Source organism: Arthrobacter sp. Y3224198, from assembly GCF_059090025.1.
On the sequence record NZ_JBNHFG010000029.1, the window covers coordinates 17,322 to 33,587 of the forward strand.

16 protein-coding genes are annotated in these 16,266 nt (G+C 67.9%); 11 read left to right on the forward strand and 5 right to left on the reverse strand.

Annotated elements, in window-relative coordinates; translation table 11 throughout:
* Positions 1-8 precede the first annotated feature (8 nt).
* From AC5RUF_RS13385 to AC5RUF_RS13420, 8 genes are all read left to right on the forward strand, one after another.
* Complete coding sequence (locus AC5RUF_RS13385) at positions 9-1,187, forward strand: 4-oxalomesaconate tautomerase (protein ID WP_493998322.1); 1,179 nt, start codon at positions 9-11, stop codon at positions 1,185-1,187.
* Positions 1,184-2,239, forward strand: a complete 1,056-nt coding sequence (locus AC5RUF_RS13390) for an amidohydrolase family protein (RefSeq protein WP_494130897.1) — start codon at positions 1,184-1,186, stop codon at positions 2,237-2,239. Before AC5RUF_RS13385 ends, AC5RUF_RS13390 begins: the two co-directional genes overlap by 4 nt.
* The gene (gene ligK, locus AC5RUF_RS13395) at positions 2,232-2,915 is read left to right on the forward strand and encodes a 4-carboxy-4-hydroxy-2-oxoadipate aldolase/oxaloacetate decarboxylase (RefSeq protein ID WP_493997843.1); all 684 of its coding nucleotides are present in this window, start codon (positions 2,232-2,234) and stop codon (positions 2,913-2,915) included. The genes AC5RUF_RS13390 and ligK overlap by 8 nt, the downstream gene beginning before the upstream one ends.
* Before the next feature lie 199 nt (positions 2,916-3,114).
* Complete coding sequence (locus AC5RUF_RS13400) at positions 3,115-4,068, forward strand: patatin-like phospholipase family protein (protein ID WP_493997842.1); 954 nt, start codon at positions 3,115-3,117, stop codon at positions 4,066-4,068.
* 89 nt (positions 4,069-4,157) lie between these two features.
* On the forward strand, positions 4,158-4,757 hold the full coding sequence (locus tag AC5RUF_RS13405) for a hypothetical protein (RefSeq protein WP_494130898.1): 600 nt from the start codon (positions 4,158-4,160) through the stop codon (positions 4,755-4,757).
* A complete protein-coding gene (locus tag AC5RUF_RS13410; RefSeq protein WP_494130899.1) occupies positions 4,757-5,308 on the forward strand; it encodes a hypothetical protein in 552 nt (183 codons plus the stop codon). The genes AC5RUF_RS13405 and AC5RUF_RS13410 overlap by 1 nt, the downstream gene beginning before the upstream one ends.
* A 58-nt stretch (positions 5,309-5,366) precedes the next feature.
* A complete protein-coding gene (locus tag AC5RUF_RS13415; protein ID WP_493998902.1) occupies positions 5,367-5,786 on the forward strand; it encodes a hypothetical protein in 420 nt (139 codons plus the stop codon).
* Positions 5,787-5,879: 93 nt separating this feature from the next.
* Positions 5,880-8,903 carry an alpha-mannosidase gene (locus AC5RUF_RS13420; RefSeq protein ID WP_494130900.1) on the forward strand — a complete coding sequence of 1,008 codons (3,024 nt, stop codon included), beginning with the start codon at positions 5,880-5,882 and terminating at the stop codon, positions 8,901-8,903.
* A 6-nt stretch (positions 8,904-8,909) separates the two neighbouring features.
* On the opposite strand, the gene AC5RUF_RS13425 is transcribed toward AC5RUF_RS13420, so the two are convergent.
* The 3 genes from AC5RUF_RS13425 to AC5RUF_RS13435 all read right to left on the reverse strand — a co-directional run bounded on the left by AC5RUF_RS13425 (position 8,910) and on the right by AC5RUF_RS13435 (position 10,799).
* Positions 8,910-9,392 carry a hypothetical protein gene (locus tag AC5RUF_RS13425; protein WP_494130901.1) on the reverse strand — a complete coding sequence of 161 codons (483 nt, stop codon included), beginning with the start codon at positions 9,390-9,392 and terminating at the stop codon, positions 8,910-8,912.
* Between the two features lie 6 nt (positions 9,393-9,398).
* On the reverse strand, positions 9,399-9,875 hold the full coding sequence (locus tag AC5RUF_RS13430; RefSeq protein WP_494130902.1) for a hypothetical protein: 477 nt from the start codon (positions 9,873-9,875) through the stop codon (positions 9,399-9,401).
* Between the two features lie 78 nt (positions 9,876-9,953).
* Complete coding sequence (locus AC5RUF_RS13435; RefSeq protein WP_494130903.1) at positions 9,954-10,799, reverse strand: DUF1684 domain-containing protein; 846 nt, start codon at positions 10,797-10,799, stop codon at positions 9,954-9,956.
* Positions 10,800-10,886: 87 nt separating this feature from the next.
* Between AC5RUF_RS13435 and AC5RUF_RS13440 the strand changes: the two genes are divergently transcribed.
* The 3 genes from AC5RUF_RS13440 to budC are packed head-to-tail and all read left to right on the forward strand — an operon-like array spanning position 10,887 to position 13,644.
* Positions 10,887-11,546, forward strand: coding sequence for a peptidyl-tRNA hydrolase (locus tag AC5RUF_RS13440; RefSeq protein WP_494130904.1), 660 nt, complete (start codon positions 10,887-10,889; stop codon positions 11,544-11,546).
* 20 nt (positions 11,547-11,566) lie between these two features.
* Entirely contained in the window at positions 11,567-12,826 is a 1,260-nt protein-coding gene (locus AC5RUF_RS13445) for an MFS transporter (protein ID WP_494130905.1), read from the forward strand.
* 50 nt (positions 12,827-12,876) lie between these two features.
* Positions 12,877-13,644, forward strand: a complete 768-nt coding sequence (budC, locus tag AC5RUF_RS13450) for a meso-2,3-butanediol dehydrogenase (RefSeq protein WP_494130906.1) — start codon at positions 12,877-12,879, stop codon at positions 13,642-13,644.
* 62 nt (positions 13,645-13,706) lie between these two features.
* Here budC and AC5RUF_RS13455 read toward each other — a convergent pair whose 3' ends face one another.
* Positions 13,707-14,465 carry an SDR family NAD(P)-dependent oxidoreductase gene (locus AC5RUF_RS13455; protein WP_494130907.1) on the reverse strand — a complete coding sequence of 253 codons (759 nt, stop codon included), beginning with the start codon at positions 14,463-14,465 and terminating at the stop codon, positions 13,707-13,709.
* Between the two features lie 28 nt (positions 14,466-14,493).
* The coding region (gene nhaA / locus AC5RUF_RS13460; RefSeq protein ID WP_494130908.1) for a Na+/H+ antiporter NhaA at positions 14,494-16,266 on the reverse strand (1,773 nt) is incomplete at its 5' end.

Below are 16,266 nucleotides of genomic sequence, written 5' to 3' on the forward strand. Positions count from 1 at the left end.
GGGGCCCCATGGACGCCGTCGCCATTGCCCGCACAGACAGATCCCGCCTCCGCGGCAGTCAGACCGCCGTTCCGTGCTGGTTCATGCGGGGCGGCACCTCCAGAGGTCCGTTTTTCCGCCGCGCCGACCTGCCTGCGGAACCGGCTGCCCGCGACCGGGTTCTGCTCGCAACCCTCGGCTCCCCGCACCCACTGCAAGTGGACGGAGTCGGGGGTGCCAATCCGCTGACCAGCAAGGTCGGCATTGTAAGTGGAGGCACACAGGACGGAGTAGATCTCGAATTTCAGTTCGCACAGCTGCAGCCGCTCGGCGACACCGTGGATACCACGGCCAACTGCGGGAACATGCTAGCCGCCGTCGTTCCGTTTGCGGTGGAGTCCGGACTCTTGGTTCCGGCCAGCGACACCACCACCGCCCGTGTCCTCACCCTGAACACCGGGATGGTGGCCGAGATCAGCATCCCCACCCCGCGGGGAGAACACGGCCGGTACGTGGAATATGCCGGGGAGGTGTCCATAGACGGGGTGCCCGGCACCGCCGCCCCCGTCACCATCAACTTCCTGGATACGGCCGGTTCGGTGTGCAGCGCCCTGCTGCCCACCGGCAGCCCCGCCGACACGGTGGACCTCGACGGGGTAGGGCCCGTGGAAGTGACCTGCATCGACAACGGACAGCCGCTGGTCATAGTCCGCGCCGCCGATCTGGGCCGCAGCGGCTACGAATCGGCAGCGGACCTGAACCTGGATACCGAGCTGAAGCAGAAGCTGGAAAGGTTGCGGCTGCACTGTGGCCAACTGATGGGCCTGGGGGATGTTTCAGCGAAGAACTACCCGAAAATGACGTTGGTGTCCGCCCCCGTCCACGGCGGAAGCATTAATACCCGCAGTTTTATCCCGCACGTCTGCCATGAGTCGATCGGCGTCCTGGCCGCGGTAACCGCCGCCACGGCCTGCGTCCTGGAGGGGAGCGTCGCCCGGAACATGTGCACGCTGACCGCCGGGGACGTCACGGTCTCGGTGGAGCACCCGTCCGGCGAATTCAGCATTGAGCTCGGGCTGGATCCGTCCGGCGCCGTCACTAAATCCGCCCTGCTGCGCACCGCGCGGCTGATCATGGCCGGCGACGTTCTGATTCCGCGCCGCCTCTGGAATACCGGGGCGGCAGCAGCCGAGGAGGAGATCCAATGATCATCGATTGCCACGGGCACTACACCACGGCACCCCCGGCCCTGGGTGCCTGGCGAGACAGCCAAGTTGCCGCGCTCGCCGATACGGCCCTGGCGGCCCCGGACCCGGCCGGCCCGGCGATCAGCGACGACGAGCTGCGCGAGAGCGTAGCGGCCAACCAGCTGCGCCAGATGGACGAGCGCGGAATCGACCTGACCGTCTTTTCACCCCGGGCCTCCTTTATGGCTCACCATGTGGGGGATTTCTCCACCTCGGCGCAGTGGGCGGCCATCTGCAACGAGCTTTGTTTCCGCGTCAGCCGGCTGTTCCCGGACCGGTTTGTCCCAGCCGCGATGCTGCCGCAGTCGCCGGGCGTGGACCCGGCCACCTGCGTCCCGGAACTGGAACGCTGCGTCCGGGACTACGGGGCCGTGGCGCTGAACCTGAACCCGGATCCTTCCGGCGGCTACTGGACCTCGCCGCCGCTGACGGACCGATCCTGGTATCCCATCTACGAAAAGATGGTGGAATACGGCCTGCCGGCGATGACCCACGTCAGCACCAGCGCGAATCCCGCCTTCCACACCACGGGAGCGCACTACCTCAATGCGGACACCACGGCGGTGATGCAGCTGATCCAAGGCGATTTGTTCGCGGACTTCCCTGATCTGAAATTCATCATTCCGCACGGCGGCGGCGCGGCTCCGTATCACTGGGGACGATTCCGCGGCCTTGCCATGGCCCTGGGCAAACCGCCGTTGGAAGAGCACCTGCTGAACAATGTGTTCTTTGATACCTGCGTCTACCACCAGCCAGGCATTGAGCTCCTGCTGGAAGTCATTCCCACGAAGAACATCCTGTTCGCTTCGGAAATGATCGGAGCCGTGCGGGATGTTGACCCATGCACCGGTTTCAACTTTGACGACACCGGACGCTACCTGGCCCACGCAGGGCTGACCGGCGAGGAGCTCGGCGACATCCACGAGCACAATGCCCGCGCGGTGTACCCGCGCCTGGACGCCCTGCTGATCCGGCAGGGCCATGAACGCCAAAGGAGCAGCACCAATGCATGAACTCGGAGTGGTCCGGCGCAGCATCACCCGCGCCCCGAAGGCGGACATTGAGGCCCTTTCCCCGTACGGCACCAGTACCGTGCACGAAGCGATGGGCAGACTTGGGTTGATGCGCCCCTATATGCGGCCGGTCTATCCGGGCGCCCGGTTGTACGGTCCTGCCGTGACCGTGCTGCTGCAGCCCGGGGACAACTGGATGCTCCACGTGGCGGTTGAACAGCTGCAACCGGGCGACGTGCTGGTGGCCGCCTGCACGACGGAGTGTGAAGACGGTTTCTTCGGCGAGCTGCTGGCCACCTCGGTGCGTGCCAGAGGGGGCGTCGGCCTGGTGATCGACGGCGGCTGCAGGGATGCCGCAGCGCTGCAGGACATGGACTTTCCGGTGTTCTCGCGTGCCATCAACTCCAAGGGCACCGTCAAGGCGACCCTGGGTTCCGTCAATGTTCCGGTGGTGTGCGCGAACGCGCTGGTCAACCCCGGCGACGTGGTCGTTGCAGACGTGGACGGAGTGGTGGTGGTTCCGGCCCAACGTGCCGGCGAGGTGGCCGACGCGGCCCGGAAACGTGAGGACAACGAGGCCGCCAAACGCGAACGACTGGCCGCGGGGGAACTCGGGCTGGACATGTATTCCATGCGCGCACCGTTGGAGGCCGCCGGGCTGCGGTACGTCGACTAGTGCCGGAAGGATGGTCCGGTAAGCAAAAGTCCCCGGCCTGGCGATCGCGGGCAGGCTGGCCGGATTTCCATGCCCGCGGTCTGCCACACCTCCCGTCCGCCGGGAGTGCCGGAAACGCCCTCTTCCATTGACCGGGTACGCCGCCGCCGGGCAGGGTTAATGGGACCGGACCACCGCAGCCGCCGTCAGGAGCCGTCATATGCTTCGCATTCTTTCGATCGACGGCGGCGGCATCCGCGGGATTATTCCGCTGACCTGGCTGACCGCGTTGGAGGAACAGGCAGGACAGAGGACGGCGGACCTCTTTGACCTGGTGGTGGGAACTTCCGCTGGAGGCATGGCTGCCCTGGCACTGGTGTCATCCCCGCACGGCGGGCGCCCCTACAGCGCGGACGAGGTCCGGCAACTAAACCTGGACAGTGCCGCCGAGATTTTTCCCGAGCAGGCAGAGGAGCAGCCTGCGGGGTCGCCGCGGTATTCAGCCGGACCGCTGAAGCACTATTTGGACGAGGCTCTCGGCACCCAGTCCCTGTCCGGGGCGGTCCGTCCGGTAGCCGTCACCACCTGCGACCTTGCCCATACCGAGGCGCTGCATTTTGCCGGCGGCGGGCTGGATCAGTCCCTCCTCGGCGACGCCCCCATGGCCCTGGCCGCACAGGCGACCGCATCGCTTCCCCGCTATTTTCCGGCGGTGCCCTACACGGACCCCGGCGGCACGGAGCGGCAATTGGTGGACGGAGGGTTGGCCGCGGACGATCCGGCCGTGCTGGGATACTCGCTCGGTTCCGTGCTGCCTGCAGCGGCCGACGGCGTCCTGCTGGTGTCGCTGGGTACCGGAACCAGTGCCGGGGCACGGAATGCCGGCCTGCGGCTGGGAGCCGAGCAGACGCAGCAGACTCCGGAATTACAGGAACTGGCGAAGGACCTCTCCATGGTGCTCAGCGGTCCCGGGCAGCTGGTCCGTGACTGCCTGCAGCTGATTCTGGGCGACCGGTACGTCCGTATCCAAACGGATCTGCTGCCGGCAGCCAGCATTGCCTCGGACAATGCCGGGAAAACCAACCTGGAGGGCCTCATTGCCACCGCGGACAGGATGGTGCAGGACACCTCCGTCGAACTGGACCGGCTGGCCCGGGAGCTTCCGGAGGGATGAAGGCCTTGGCTGGGGGAGTAATGAGCGGAAGAATATCGGGAAAGTGCTGTAACCCAGCGCCGCGTACCGGCAACTCTTCCTGAACGGAAATGAGAGAGGCAGCTGTGGGCGAAAACCTCAGACGGGTCCGTCGGATCGCGCACGCGCAGTTTGGAAATCCGCAGCCCGCGGACAGCTACACGGAGACCTGTGACCGGCTTGACGCCGCGATTGCCGCCACGTCATCCAGCCAGGAGGTGCTCCGGAACCAGGTCCGCGCAGCGTGGGAGGTGTTACGGCACTACAGCGCCGTCACGCGGTCCTATGAAACGCGGCTGCGCAGCTTGGAAACAGTTATTGCGGAGGAGCAGCTGGCTGAAGGCCAGGCTGTCGCCCTCGCCTCAACCGCACGCCGTATGCATGAGCTGGCGGCGCGCATCGAAGCCACGGCCCGTCACCACTTTGACGTTGTCCGTGCCAAGGAATCCCGTGTGGAGGAATTGATGCACAAGCTAACAAGTTCCAAATCCCAGCTGAAGCTCGCCCAGGCCGCGGAAAGCCACCGGAACAGGTTGCGGTTGCTTGAGGCAGGCGTGGAGCAGGATCCGCTGCTCCACGGCCGCAGCCTGTATGACCGTCAGCTGCATGAAGCGGCACGGCTGGCCCATGAGGCGGAGGCCTTGGCCGGACTGAAAGGGGGCTGGTCCTGATGCCGGCACAGACCAACCCCGTCCTGGTCCCGATACCGCTGAGTCCCCGGCGGAACCATTCGCTGCGGACCGTCGCGGGCCTGAGCATGGCCGCCATGCTGTTTCTTTTCCTGGGCGGCGGTGACCTGGTGACGGTCCTGATCGGCTTCGGTTTTGTCCTGCATCCGGTGCAGGCCGCGACCGACAAGCTGGTACGGTGGCCGCGCCAGGACCGCGCTGACGCGGAATCCCTGACCCGGGTGGTGCGCGAGTACTTTTACAACGCCCCCGCAGTGGACGCCAAGGGGGTGCGTGAACTGGCTGCGACACGGCAGCTGCAGGTCAACGACGGCGCCGGCGGCCAGTTGCGTATTGCCCTCACCGGCAGGCGCAAGGCCACCCCGGCCGGAAGCCGGCCCGAGGCCCGGCTGACCTTCAGATGCTCGGATGTGGGGCTGGCGGACTTCGACCGGCTGCTGCAGAACGCCGAACGGGATCCGTACGTGCGCCGCGCCACCGCCAGGATGCGGCCGGAGGGCCCCCGCCGGGAACCCGGCGCCGCGGCCTCGTAGCGGTTCCGGCCAGCTTGGTCCGGCAGCGCACCCTTCCGGCTGCTGGGATCATGGAGGTATGCAGACATTCACCCGCCAGGACGCCACCCGATATGCAGAGCTCGCAGCAGCCGTAGCCGAAGGCCACATTCCCTACGGATCGGGGCTGGGGGCTCCAACGTCCTTCACCTTGGCGTGGCTGCTGGCCCGCGCCGGGTTGGAAGACGTACGCGTGGCGAGCGGCAGTTCGGGGATGGGTGACCACTTCTGGGTGGAGACCGGGCAGTGGCGCATTGACCCGACACTTCGCCAGTTCGCCCGGCTGAACGCCAAACCGCTGGTGGAACCGGTCAGCGAGCCGGCCAGTTTCCCTGCGGCGAAATACCACGCCGTTCCGCGGACCCGGGAGGAAGCGGTGCGGGAAGTGTCCTACGGATTCCGCAATGCCGCCGAAACCGAGGACTTTGTCCGGGAAATGGAAACCGCCATCGGCCTCTGACCCTTCCCGGCGGGCCCCACCCATGGAGCAAACCCTCTCCATGTACTAGCGTCAGGCGGACCTGCCGGCAATGGACGGAACGAGGGCAGCCGCATGCACGATAACCGTGAACTGGTTGAAGCCCGGATCAACCGGTTCCTGCGCGACCGGCTCGCCAGGGGAGCCTGGCGGAACCGGCAACCGGTGGAGCTGGCGGTCTGGGAAGCGCCGGGGGAGCCGGTGCCGTTCTCCCTGGCGGTGGGACGCGACTACCGGCCCGCGCCGGCCGGCACGCGTTGGGGACCGCCCTGGGGCACCGCCTGGTTCCGGGTTTCCGGTACGGTGCCGGCCGGCTGGGAGCTGCGGGACGGGAACCGCGCCGAACTGCTGCTTGATCTGGGGTTCTCCGGCGGCGGTCCCGGCTTCTCCGCCGAAGCCCTGGTCTATGCACCGGACGGACGCATCGTGAAGGCAGTGGAGCCGCGCAACCTGCACGTTCCCCTGCCCCGGCGGCCCGGGGAGTCCTTCGAGTTCTACGTCGAGGCGGCCGCCAATCCCGACATTGCCGCCGGGTTCACCTTTGCCCCCACGCCGCTGGGGGACCGGGCGACGGCGGGCCATACGCCGCTGTACGCCGTCCGGGCCGCCGACGTCGGCCTCTTGGATGCCGGGGTCTGGAACCTGGCGCAGGACTTCTGGACGTTGAACGGGCTGATGCATGAACTGCCGATGGACCTGCCCCGCCGGTATGAGATCCTGCGGGCACTGGAACGGGCCGTCACGGCCACCGATCCGGCCGACCTCCCCGGCACCGCAGCCGCCGCGCGGAGGCAGCTGGCACCGGCGCTCTTCTCCCCGGCGTACGCCAGCGCGCACCGGGTACACGCCGTCGGGCATGCCCACATCGACTCGGCCTGGCTGTGGCCTGTACGGGAAACCGTCCGGAAGGTAGCCAGGACGTTCGTGAATGTCCTGGAACTGATGGACACCGATCCGGAGTTCGTTTTTACCGCCTCCTCAGCCCAGCAGTATGCCTGGCTGCAGGAGTACTATCCGGAGTTGTTCGCCCGGGTGGCAGAGCGGGTACGCGGGGGACGGTTTGTCCCCACCGGTGGAATGTGGGTGGAATCGGACACCAACATGCCCTCCGGAGAGTCCCTGGCCCGCCAGTTCGTGGCCGGCAAACGGTTCTTCATGGAACAGCTTGGGGTCGAGCCCGAGGTGGTGTGGCTGCCGGATTCCTTCGGGTACTCGGCCGCCCTGCCGCAGATCGCCCGGGCGGCGGGATCGCGCTGGTTTTTGACGCAGAAGATTTCCTGGAACGAAACGAACACCATGCCGCATTCCACCTTCCTCTGGGAGGGCATCGACGGCACCCGGCTGTTCACGCACTTCCCGCCGGTGGACACCTACAATTCCGAGCTGTCCGGCCGCGAACTGGCCAAGGCCCAGCGCCAGTTCGCCGAAAAGGGGTTCGCGAACACCTCCCTGGTGCCGTTCGGCTGGGGCGACGGCGGTGGCGGGCCGACGCGGGAAATGCTTGCCGCAGTGCACCGCACGCAGTCTTTGGAAGGGTCCCCGGCGGTTCAGCTGTCCAGTCCCGAGCAGTTCTTCACGGCGGCCGAGGCGGAGCTGGCGGACCCGCCGGTCTGGTCTGGAGAGCTGTACCTGGAGTTCCACCGCGGCACCTACACCAGCCAGGCCAACACCAAAAAAGGCAACCGGCGCAGCGAGGCCCTCTTGCATGAAGCCGAGTTGTGGTGCGCTGCCGCAGCCGTCCGGGCCGGCGCCGCGTACCCCTACCGGAAGTTGGAACTTGCCTGGCAGGCCGTGCTCCTGCAGCAGTTCCACGACATCCTGCCCGGCACCTCCATTGCCTGGGTCCATCAGGAGGCCGAGCGGAACCATGCGCGCGTGGCCGCGGAACTGGAGGTCCTGATCGATAACGCGGCGCGAGCCCTGCTGGGCGAAGGACCTCACACCGCCGTGCTGAATGGGGGCCCCTACCCGGTGCAGGGGGTCCCGCCGTCGGGCGCCCGGCCGGCACCGGAGTCCGCGGGGTGGACATGGACACCTGTGGACGGGGGATGGCGGATCAGCAGCGACCGGCTGCAACTGCACGTCTGTGCGGACGGGTTGTTTACGTCGCTGATCGAGTCCGGGTCCGGCCGTGAGGTGTTCCCGCCCGGCCGGCCGGGGAACCTGTTCCAGCTCTTCCGCGACACCCCGAATCAGTGGGATGCCTGGGACCTGGACGCGCATTACCGGTTCAGCGGCACCGGCCTGGGGCAGCCGGAGTCCGTCTCTCTTGAGGACAACGGGCGGGTGGTGGCCATCGAGCGCTCCTTCGGCGACTCGAGGATGACCCAGCGGATTTCCCTCAGCCCGGACGGCTCGGCCGTGGATCTGGACCTGGCAGTGGACTGGCACGAGCGGCAGAAACTGCTCAAGCTGGCCTTCCCCCTGGACGTGCACGCGGACCGGGCGGCGTCGGAAATCCAGTTCGGACACATTTTCCGGCCCACCCACGCCAATACCTCCTGGGACGCTGCCCGGTTCGAAACCGTGGCACACCGCTGGATCCACGTGGGCGAGCCGGAATTCGGCGTCGCCGTAGCCAACGATTCCACCTACGGACACGACACCTTCCGGGAGGTGGTGGACGGACGGCCCTGCACCATGCTGCGGCTCTCGCTGCTGCGTGCACCGCTGTTTCCGGACCCGGAGGCCGACCAAGGGCTACACCGGTTCCGGTATTCGCTCCGCCCGGCGTCCGGCATCCCCGACGCCGTCGCCGAAGGATACCGGCTGAACCTGCCGCTGCGTACGGTCCCGGGTGTAGCGGAGGAACAGCTGCCGGCCCTGGTTTCCGTCAGCAACCCCGCGGTGGTGGTGGAGACGGTCAAGCTGGCCGAAGACCGCAGCGGGGACGTGGTGGTCCGGCTCTACGAAGCGCACGGTACCCGGGCGGAAGCGCGGCTGGAGGTGGACTTCGACTACACCGCGGTGGAAGCCACCGACCTACTGGAGCGGACGGTGGAATCCGATGCGCTGTCCGGCCCGGCGCCGGGAGATGGCGGACCGGTCCTGCGGCTGCGGCCCTTCGAACTGGTGACCCTGCGCTTCCGCCGGGCCTGAGGCGGGCTACTCCTCCTTCAGCTCCCACCCTTCACCTTGGAGGTGGGCCGATATGCCGTCGAGCACGGTATCGGGTGTTTCCGGTGGCGCTGCCTGACCCGAGATTTCTCCGACCCACCGGGTTTCCACCTCGGTGTTTTCAACGCGCTCCTCCGCGAGGCACGACTCCTCCCGAAGATAACGGATGTCCAAAGTGCCTGCGCCGCCTTCTTCCATTAGCGACTGCAGGGTGGCTTCTATATCCGAGGCCGGGTTTGCGGGCCGGTCAGCCTCGGCTTTCGAGGGGTTATTGGCACAGCCTCCCAAGGCAAGGGTTAGGGCGGATACCGTGAGCATCCGCGAGATGAGGGGTGTGGTGAACCGGGTCATGGCGCCGGGCACGTCTCGGCAGGAGTTGACTGCATCTTGGTGCCAGCGCTTTTCATACCTGAAGTGTCCAACACGGAATACAGGGACGTCGATGGGGAGAACTACCCCTGCTGTTGCCATACCGGGCTACTTTGAAATGTTCTCCTCCGCTACGCTCAGCAGCTGCTCCTCGTTCTCCCGCACGTCCACCGGACGTTTGCCGGAGAGCTGCCGGTTGGGGGTGTAGAACCAGAGAGCGATCTGCTCATCCGGCCACCCGGCATAACGGCCCATCCGGATGACATCCTTGACCGCGGGGATCACCCGCGGGGCGTCGGAATCGAACTGGAACCCGGGATACAGGAAGTGGCCGTTCCGCTGCACGGCCAGGATTCTGCCCTTGCCGGTGAGCTGGCGTGCCATGGCATTCGGGCCGCCGCCGAACCCCAGCCGTTGGGCCATCTCCGCCACGGTGAACAAGCCGCCTTCGCGTTCCATGGCCTGCCACTGGTTTTCCGCGTCGCGGGCAGCGGCAGTACCCTTCCCCGCACCGCGTTTCGGTACCGGGACAGGGCCGTTGGGAGCCTTTTCGGAGCTGTGCCGCTGGGGTTGACGATCGCTCATGGCGGCAACGCTACCGCCGCGGTCCGGCCAGCGGCAGGGGGAGCGCCAACATTGGCTCCCGCGGCCGCCAGAGCAGGGTCAAGCTGCGTCCGGGCGCTTTTCGCCTGCCTCCACGGGCCCGGCAACCCGGTTGCCGTCGACCGGCATGGGGCAGGTGCCGAACGGGGTGAAAGCGCTGGGGTAGTTCACGGCCCGGTTGAAGTCCAGGACTACCGGGCCCCGCTCCCTCGTGCCGGCGGCCGGCGCGGGGAAGGTCAGGCTCCGCCAGCCTGCCGTCGAGGCGCCGTTGGTCGCGTCGTGGAAGGTGAGCGTCAGGCTGCCCCGCCCGGACGAGGCCACCTGCAGCCGCTGCACGGCCTGGTCCCCGGGCAAGGAGAAGGCCACCTCGCCGACGGAACGGTGGACCCCGGGCACCTCAGGATGGGCGGTCCGGATGGGCACGTCCACCGGTTGCCGGTACGGCTCGAAGATGCCGGAAAGGACCCACTCCGGCGCGTACCAGTAGACGGGCACCCCGCGGAAGGACGCCAGCACCGGCGAGGAAGCGTCTCGGGGACGCACCGCGTACCGCCCGGCGCGGCGGGCAAGTTCCACCACCACATCCCCTCCGTGCCCGGCTCCATCGTGCCCGGCCTGGAACCCGACCCAGAGCAGCGATTCCTCGTCGTCGAGCCGTGCGGCCAGCCGGCCGGATGCCGGTTCGCCGGAGTCGACCAGGTGCAGCCCGTCCGTGTCAGCAGCCTCCAGCACCGCCCCGCCGTCGGATGCGGACCACAGGCCGGGCAGGCCCGGAAGCTTGGCGGGGGAACCCGGCAGCCAGAAAAAACCGGTCAGGCTCAGCCATCCGTGCTCCTTGGCCAGGGACGCGTTGCGATCCTCCCTGAAACGGAGCCAGTCGCTGCGGGCAGTGGTGTCAGTGCTCATAGACCCAGTATCCCCGGCGGGCGTACCGGCGGGCCGGGCGCCGCGCCTTGTCCTGCCAACGGCTCCCGGGCGTGAAAAACTGGGACCATGCAGCCGTTCGACAAAGTCCAGCCCATCGTCCTGCTTGTGGACAAAACCGCCCCGGCCGCGCACCGCGACGCCGTGGCAGCCGCAGCGGTGGCCAGCGTCCGCGCGTATGCGGCCACCGAGGAGAGCGAGGCATGGGAGAACTGGCTCTACGGACGGTTCACCAAGACCGTCCGCCGCGCCAATCCCACCACCTTTTCCCGGCTCGCGGCCGCCGCGCCGTCGGGCGCGGTCACAGTGGGCAGTGCACAGGCCATGGCCTTTGAGCCGGTGACCTATGAACAGATGCCCAAGGCCCTGGCCAAGCTGCAGGTTTCCGGGACGCAGCTGCCCGACGAGAAGCCTGCCGCCTCGCCGGAAGGGGCTCCGGTAGTGGTGCTCAACGCGGATCTGGAGATGTCCACCGGCAAAGCGTCTGCACAGGCCGCCCACGCCCTGCTGTCCTGGTACCTGGAGCTGCCGTTCGCTGAGCAGCTGGCCTGGGCTGAGTCAGGGTGGCCCGCCGGCGTCCGCTTTATCCCGGGGGAAGAGTTTGCCGCAATATCGCAGGGCCCCGGTGCCGGTCCGCTGATTGTCGACGCCGGCATGACCGAGATCGCTCCGGACACGGCCACGGCGTTTGTCATCATCCCGGCAGAGGAACCCGCGCCTTACTCCTAGACCGTGATAGAAGTACTCGGATGAGCCAGACCCGGAGGACCACTGACAGAACCGCCGACCGGAGCGGGTCCCTGCCCTTTTGGCTGGTGGCCGCCGCCGTGGTGCTGGTGGCGGTGAACCTTCGCCCGGGCGCGTCGTCGATCGGCCCGGTCCTGGCCGAGCTGCAGGCCGCACTGGGGCTGGACGCCACCGCCGCCGGCGTCCTCACGGCCCTGCCCGGCCTGACGTTCGCCGCGGTGGGAGCGCTCGCCGTCGCCGTGTCCCGCAAGGCCGGGGTCAACGGGGCCATAGTCCTGGCACTGGCGTTGGTCGCTTTCGGGCTGCTGGCCCGTGCCCTGGTGGGCAACGCGGTGCTGTTCATGGGCCTTACCGTTGCGGCCTTCGCGGGCATGGCCGTGGGCAATATCCTTGTCCCGGCCTTCATCAAACGGCACGGCGGCCGGAACCTGGCGGCGCTGAATTCCATCTACGGCACCACCTTGGCCCTGGGCGCCACCCTGCCGTTGCTGCTGGGTGGAGTGCTGGCAGGCACCGGACCCGACGGCTGGCGGCTCAGCCTGGGGCTGTGGGGCGCGGTGGCCGGGGCGGCCTTCATCCCCTGGGCCGTTATTGCCCTGCGGGCAGGCCGCGAGCCGGTAGTTGCGGTGCCCCGGGGAAAGGGCACCCGGACGCGGATGCGTTCTTCCCGGACGGCCGTGGCCCTCAGTATCTTCTTCGGCGTCCAGTCCATGCACGCCTATGTGCAGTTCGGCTGGGCGGCACAGATCTACCGCGACGCCGGGCTCGACCAGGCCCAGGCCGGGCTGATGGCAGCGATCATCGCGGCCCTTGGGATTCCGGGAGGTTTGATCATGCCGGTGCTGGTGGCCCGGTCGCCCCGGCTGCGTTCCTACATTGTGGGGCTGGGCCTGTGCATGGCCGCCGGTTACAGCGGGCTCCTGCTGGCACCGGGAACCCTGCCCTGGATCTGGGCCCTGTTGCTCGGGGTCGGCGGGTTCGCGTTCCCGACGGCCCTGGCGCTGATCACCGCCCGGTCCAAGGAACCGCGGGTAACGGCCAGGCTGTCCGGTTTTATCCAGCCGGTGGGGTACCTGCTTGCCGCGCTGGGACCGTTCGCCATCGGCGCGCTGCACGATGTTTCGGGCAGTTGGACGCTGCCGCTGGCGGTGCTGATCGCGTCCGCCGTCGTGATGGTGGGGGCGGGCATCCGTGCAGCCGCACCCCGGTATGTGGATGATGAACTCGAGGAGGCGCAAAAACGGCCGGTGATAGGTTCGTAAGGACTGGCATTACCGCTGGCACCCTGCTTAGACACGAGGAAGGCTTGCACATGGACAACCGTTTTGAAGGCAAAGTCGTCATTGTCACCGGCGCCGGATCCGGCATCGGCGAGGCCACGGCGCGAGGATTCGCCGCCGAAGGAGCCACCGTGGTCCTCACCGATACGGTCGCCGAAAAAATCACCGAAACCGCCGCTGCCCTGCCGCGCGGCCGCGGCACCGCCGTCGTCGCCGATTCCGCCAACTGGGACGACGTCCGCAAGCTGGTGGAAGACACCGTTGCGGCCCACGGGCACCTGGACATCCTGGTGAACAATGCAGGCACCCTGACCCAGGGCCCGGTGGAGGAGACCGACGTCGAGGAATGGCACCGGGTCATCGACACCGATCTGTCCGGCGTCTTTTACGGGACCAAGGCCGCCATGCCGCACCTGATCGAAAGCCGCGGCTGCATTGTGAACACGTCCTCGGTATCGGGCATGGCCGCAGACTGGAACATGAGCCCCTACAACGCTGCCAAGGGCGGGGTCAACAACTTCACCCGCGCCGTCGCACTGGACCACGGCAAGGACGGCGTGCGGGTCAACGCCGTAGCCCCGGGCCTGATCTGGACCGACCTGGTGGAGGACAAGAAGGACGACGAGGAGCAGAAAGCGAAGTTCGCCGAACGGATCGCCCTGGGCCGGGCCGGGCAGCCCGACGAAGTTGCCGATGCGATCCTGTTCCTCGCCTCCGATGCCGCCCGCTTCATCACCGGCGCGATCCTGCCGGTGGACGGCGGCACCACGGCCAGCAACGGCCAGCCGCAGCAGGCCTAGCCGCCGCACACCCGGGACAGGCACTCCATGTCCCGCGGTGGGCCCGGACTGCCACACCGGCCTCAGCGCAGGTAGGACGCGCCGTTTACGTCGATGATGGTGCCGCTGGTCCACACCGGCGCCTCGGCGGCCAGCCAGGCCACGGCGGCGGCCACTTCCTCCGGTTCGGCCACGCGGTTGAACGGACTCTGCGCCCGGATGGCGACCCCGCTTTCACCTTCCAGGGCCGGCCGGCCCATCCGGGTGTCCACGAAGCCGGGGGCAACGGCAGCAGCAAAAATGCCGTGCGGTGCCAGGGCCACGGCCAGCGACTGGGTGAGCGCGTGCAGTGCCGCCTTGCTGGCGCCGTACGCCGGGTTTTCCGGTTCGCCGCGGAAGGCGCCGCGGGATCCCACGTTGACCAGGCGCCCTCCGGCCGGCCCCTCGGGGCGCTGCATCAGGTGCTCCGTCATCAGCCGGGACAGGTTTGCCGGGGCCATCAGGTTCACGTCGATGGTCTGCCGCCACGCCTGCTGCCAGTCCGTGTAGGACCCGGACGTCACCGGCTGCGCACGGAACACACCGGCATTGTTGACCAGCACATCCAGGCCGCCCAGTGCCGCCACCGCTTCAGCGAAGATCCGCCCGCATTCGTCCGCGTCGGACAGGTCACCGACGACGACGGCGTGTCCGGTCCCGGGAAGGGACGCGGCGACCCGGTGAGCCGCATCGGCGTCGTGCCCGGTATGCAGCGCCAGGCTGTGACCGGCTTCCGCGAGGGCGGCTGCGATGGCCGCCCCGATGCCCCGGCCCGCGCCGGTTACCAAGATTTTCTGACCCATAGCTTAGGAGAGTACCGGAGCGTCCCGGTCAGGAATGTCCCGAGGCTTCCAGTGCCGTAATAAGCGTGGCGGCATCGTACGGGCCGTGGTGCCGCCGGGTGCCGACAAAAAACGTGGGTGTGCCGTTGAGGTCCATGGACTCCGCGTCCAGGGCGTCATCCAGCACCCGGTTGCTGACCTCGGCTGAGCGCTGGTCCGCCTCGAACCGCTCCATGTCCAGCCCCATTTCCTCGGCGGCGCGCAGCAGGTCCTCGGGCAGCAGGTCATCCTGGTGCTCGAAGAGGTGGGCACTGTAGGGCAGGAACTGACCCTGCCGGGCGGCAGCCTCCGCCGCCTGGGCGGCAGCAACCGCGTTCGGATGCACGCGGGAGAGCGGGAAATGCCGCCAGACGTAGCGCAGCCGGGGGCCGAAATGCTCCCGGACTTCCATGATGGTGCCGGTGGCCTTGCTGCAGAACGGGCATTCGTAGTCGCCGTATTCCACCAGCGTCAGCGGTGCCTCCGGCGGGCCCACCACATGGTCGCGGGACGGGTCGACGGGGCGTGCCAGGACCTGCCCCGGTGGAACTGCCGGCCGGCGCCGCTCAACCACCTGGAACACGAGGGCCCCGGCGGCGAAGGCCAGGACGGAAGCTGCCAGGACGGCTACCCGTGCCTCGTTCTGCAGGCCGGGGTCCGTGATGGCCAGGCCGATGATGAAAAGCGCAATGGTGAAACCGATCCCGGACAAGGCGGCCCCGCCGGCAATACGCCCCAGGGTCAGGCCCGGTCCGAACTCACCGACCCGCAACCGCTTCAGCACGGCCGCTGCCCCGAAGATGCCGGTGAACTTCCCGAGCACCAGGCCGCAGACGATGCCCCACGCCAGCGGGGACTGCGCTGTCCTTTCCAGGGTTTCCCCGTCCAGCCGGACCCCGGCATTGGCCAGGGCGAACAACGGCAGGATGAGGTAGTCAACGTAGGGGGTGTAGGCGCTGTGCAGGCGTTCGTTAATGGAGATGGACTCCCGCAGGCTGGACGCTGCGGCGCGGGCGTAGCCGGAGTTGGGTGATTGCCGGAAGATCCGGGCGAGGTCCAGCGCATGTTCGACCTGGTGCCTGCCCGGCGCGAATACCGGCACGAGCAAAGCGATGCCCACCCCCGCGAGGGTCGGATGCACCCCCGAGGCATAGAAGGCCAGCCAGGTCAGGACAGCCAGTGCGGCGTAGGCGGCCCCGCGGCCGGCGGGCAGGTAGCGCGTGCAGAAGACCGCTGCCAGCCCGATGAAGCCGAGCAGCAGCGGTACGGGTTCCAAGTGGTCGGTGTAGACGACGGCGATGATGCTCAGGGCGGCGACGTCATCCACCACAGCCAGTGTCAGCAGGAAAATCCGCAGCCGGCCGGGCACCTTCGGCCCGGCGATGGCCAGGGCTCCCAACAGGAAAGCGGTGTCGGTGGAAATGACCACGCCCCAGGCACCTGCGTTGTCCGTGCCGGCGTTGAAAAGCAGGAAGATCACCGCCGGCACGGCCAGGCCTGCCGCTGCGGCCACTACGGGGACCACTGCCCGGGAGCGGTTGGTCAGCTCTCCGAGTGCGAATTCCCGGCGCACCTCCAGTCCCACCACGAAAAAGAAGACGGCCATCAGCGCGTCATTAACCAGTTCCCGCAAGGTCAGCTCCAGGACCATTCCGCCGGCGCGCACCTCCACGGTGGCTTCCCAGAACCTGTCGTAGGATCCGGCCAGCGGCCCGCCGGTCCACAGACCGTTGGCCCACAGCACGGCGGCCACGGCGGCCAGCAGCAGCAGGGCAGCCGGCCG

Bases quoted from the DNA above. Each gene is read 5' to 3' on its own strand.
- AC5RUF_RS13455 (WP_494130907.1), bottom strand. From the start codon at position 14,465: ATGGGTCAGAAAATCTTGGTAACCGGCGCGGGCCGGGGCATCGGGGCG.
- AC5RUF_RS13405 (WP_494130898.1), top strand. From the start codon at position 4,158: ATGAGAGAGGCAGCTGTGGGCGAAAACCTCAGACGGGTCCGTCGGATC.
- AC5RUF_RS13430 (WP_494130902.1), bottom strand. From the start codon at position 9,875: ATGAGCGATCGTCAACCCCAGCGGCACAGCTCCGAAAAGGCTCCCAAC.
- AC5RUF_RS13410 (WP_494130899.1), top strand. From the start codon at position 4,757: ATGCCGGCACAGACCAACCCCGTCCTGGTCCCGATACCGCTGAGTCCC.
- budC (WP_494130906.1), top strand. From the start codon at position 12,877: ATGGACAACCGTTTTGAAGGCAAAGTCGTCATTGTCACCGGCGCCGGA.
- ligK (WP_493997843.1), top strand. From the start codon at position 2,232: ATGCATGAACTCGGAGTGGTCCGGCGCAGCATCACCCGCGCCCCGAAG.
- AC5RUF_RS13435 (WP_494130903.1), bottom strand. From the start codon at position 10,799: ATGAGCACTGACACCACTGCCCGCAGCGACTGGCTCCGTTTCAGGGAG.
- AC5RUF_RS13400 (WP_493997842.1), top strand. From the start codon at position 3,115: ATGCTTCGCATTCTTTCGATCGACGGCGGCGGCATCCGCGGGATTATT.
- AC5RUF_RS13415 (WP_493998902.1), top strand. From the start codon at position 5,367: ATGCAGACATTCACCCGCCAGGACGCCACCCGATATGCAGAGCTCGCA.
- AC5RUF_RS13385 (WP_493998322.1), top strand. From the start codon at position 9: ATGGACGCCGTCGCCATTGCCCGCACAGACAGATCCCGCCTCCGCGGC.
- AC5RUF_RS13425 (WP_494130901.1), bottom strand. From the start codon at position 9,392: ATGGCAACAGCAGGGGTAGTTCTCCCCATCGACGTCCCTGTATTCCGT.
- AC5RUF_RS13440 (WP_494130904.1), top strand. From the start codon at position 10,887: ATGCAGCCGTTCGACAAAGTCCAGCCCATCGTCCTGCTTGTGGACAAA.
- AC5RUF_RS13390 (WP_494130897.1), top strand. From the start codon at position 1,184: ATGATCATCGATTGCCACGGGCACTACACCACGGCACCCCCGGCCCTG.
- AC5RUF_RS13445 (WP_494130905.1), top strand. From the start codon at position 11,567: ATGAGCCAGACCCGGAGGACCACTGACAGAACCGCCGACCGGAGCGGG.
- AC5RUF_RS13420 (WP_494130900.1), top strand. From the start codon at position 5,880: ATGCACGATAACCGTGAACTGGTTGAAGCCCGGATCAACCGGTTCCTG.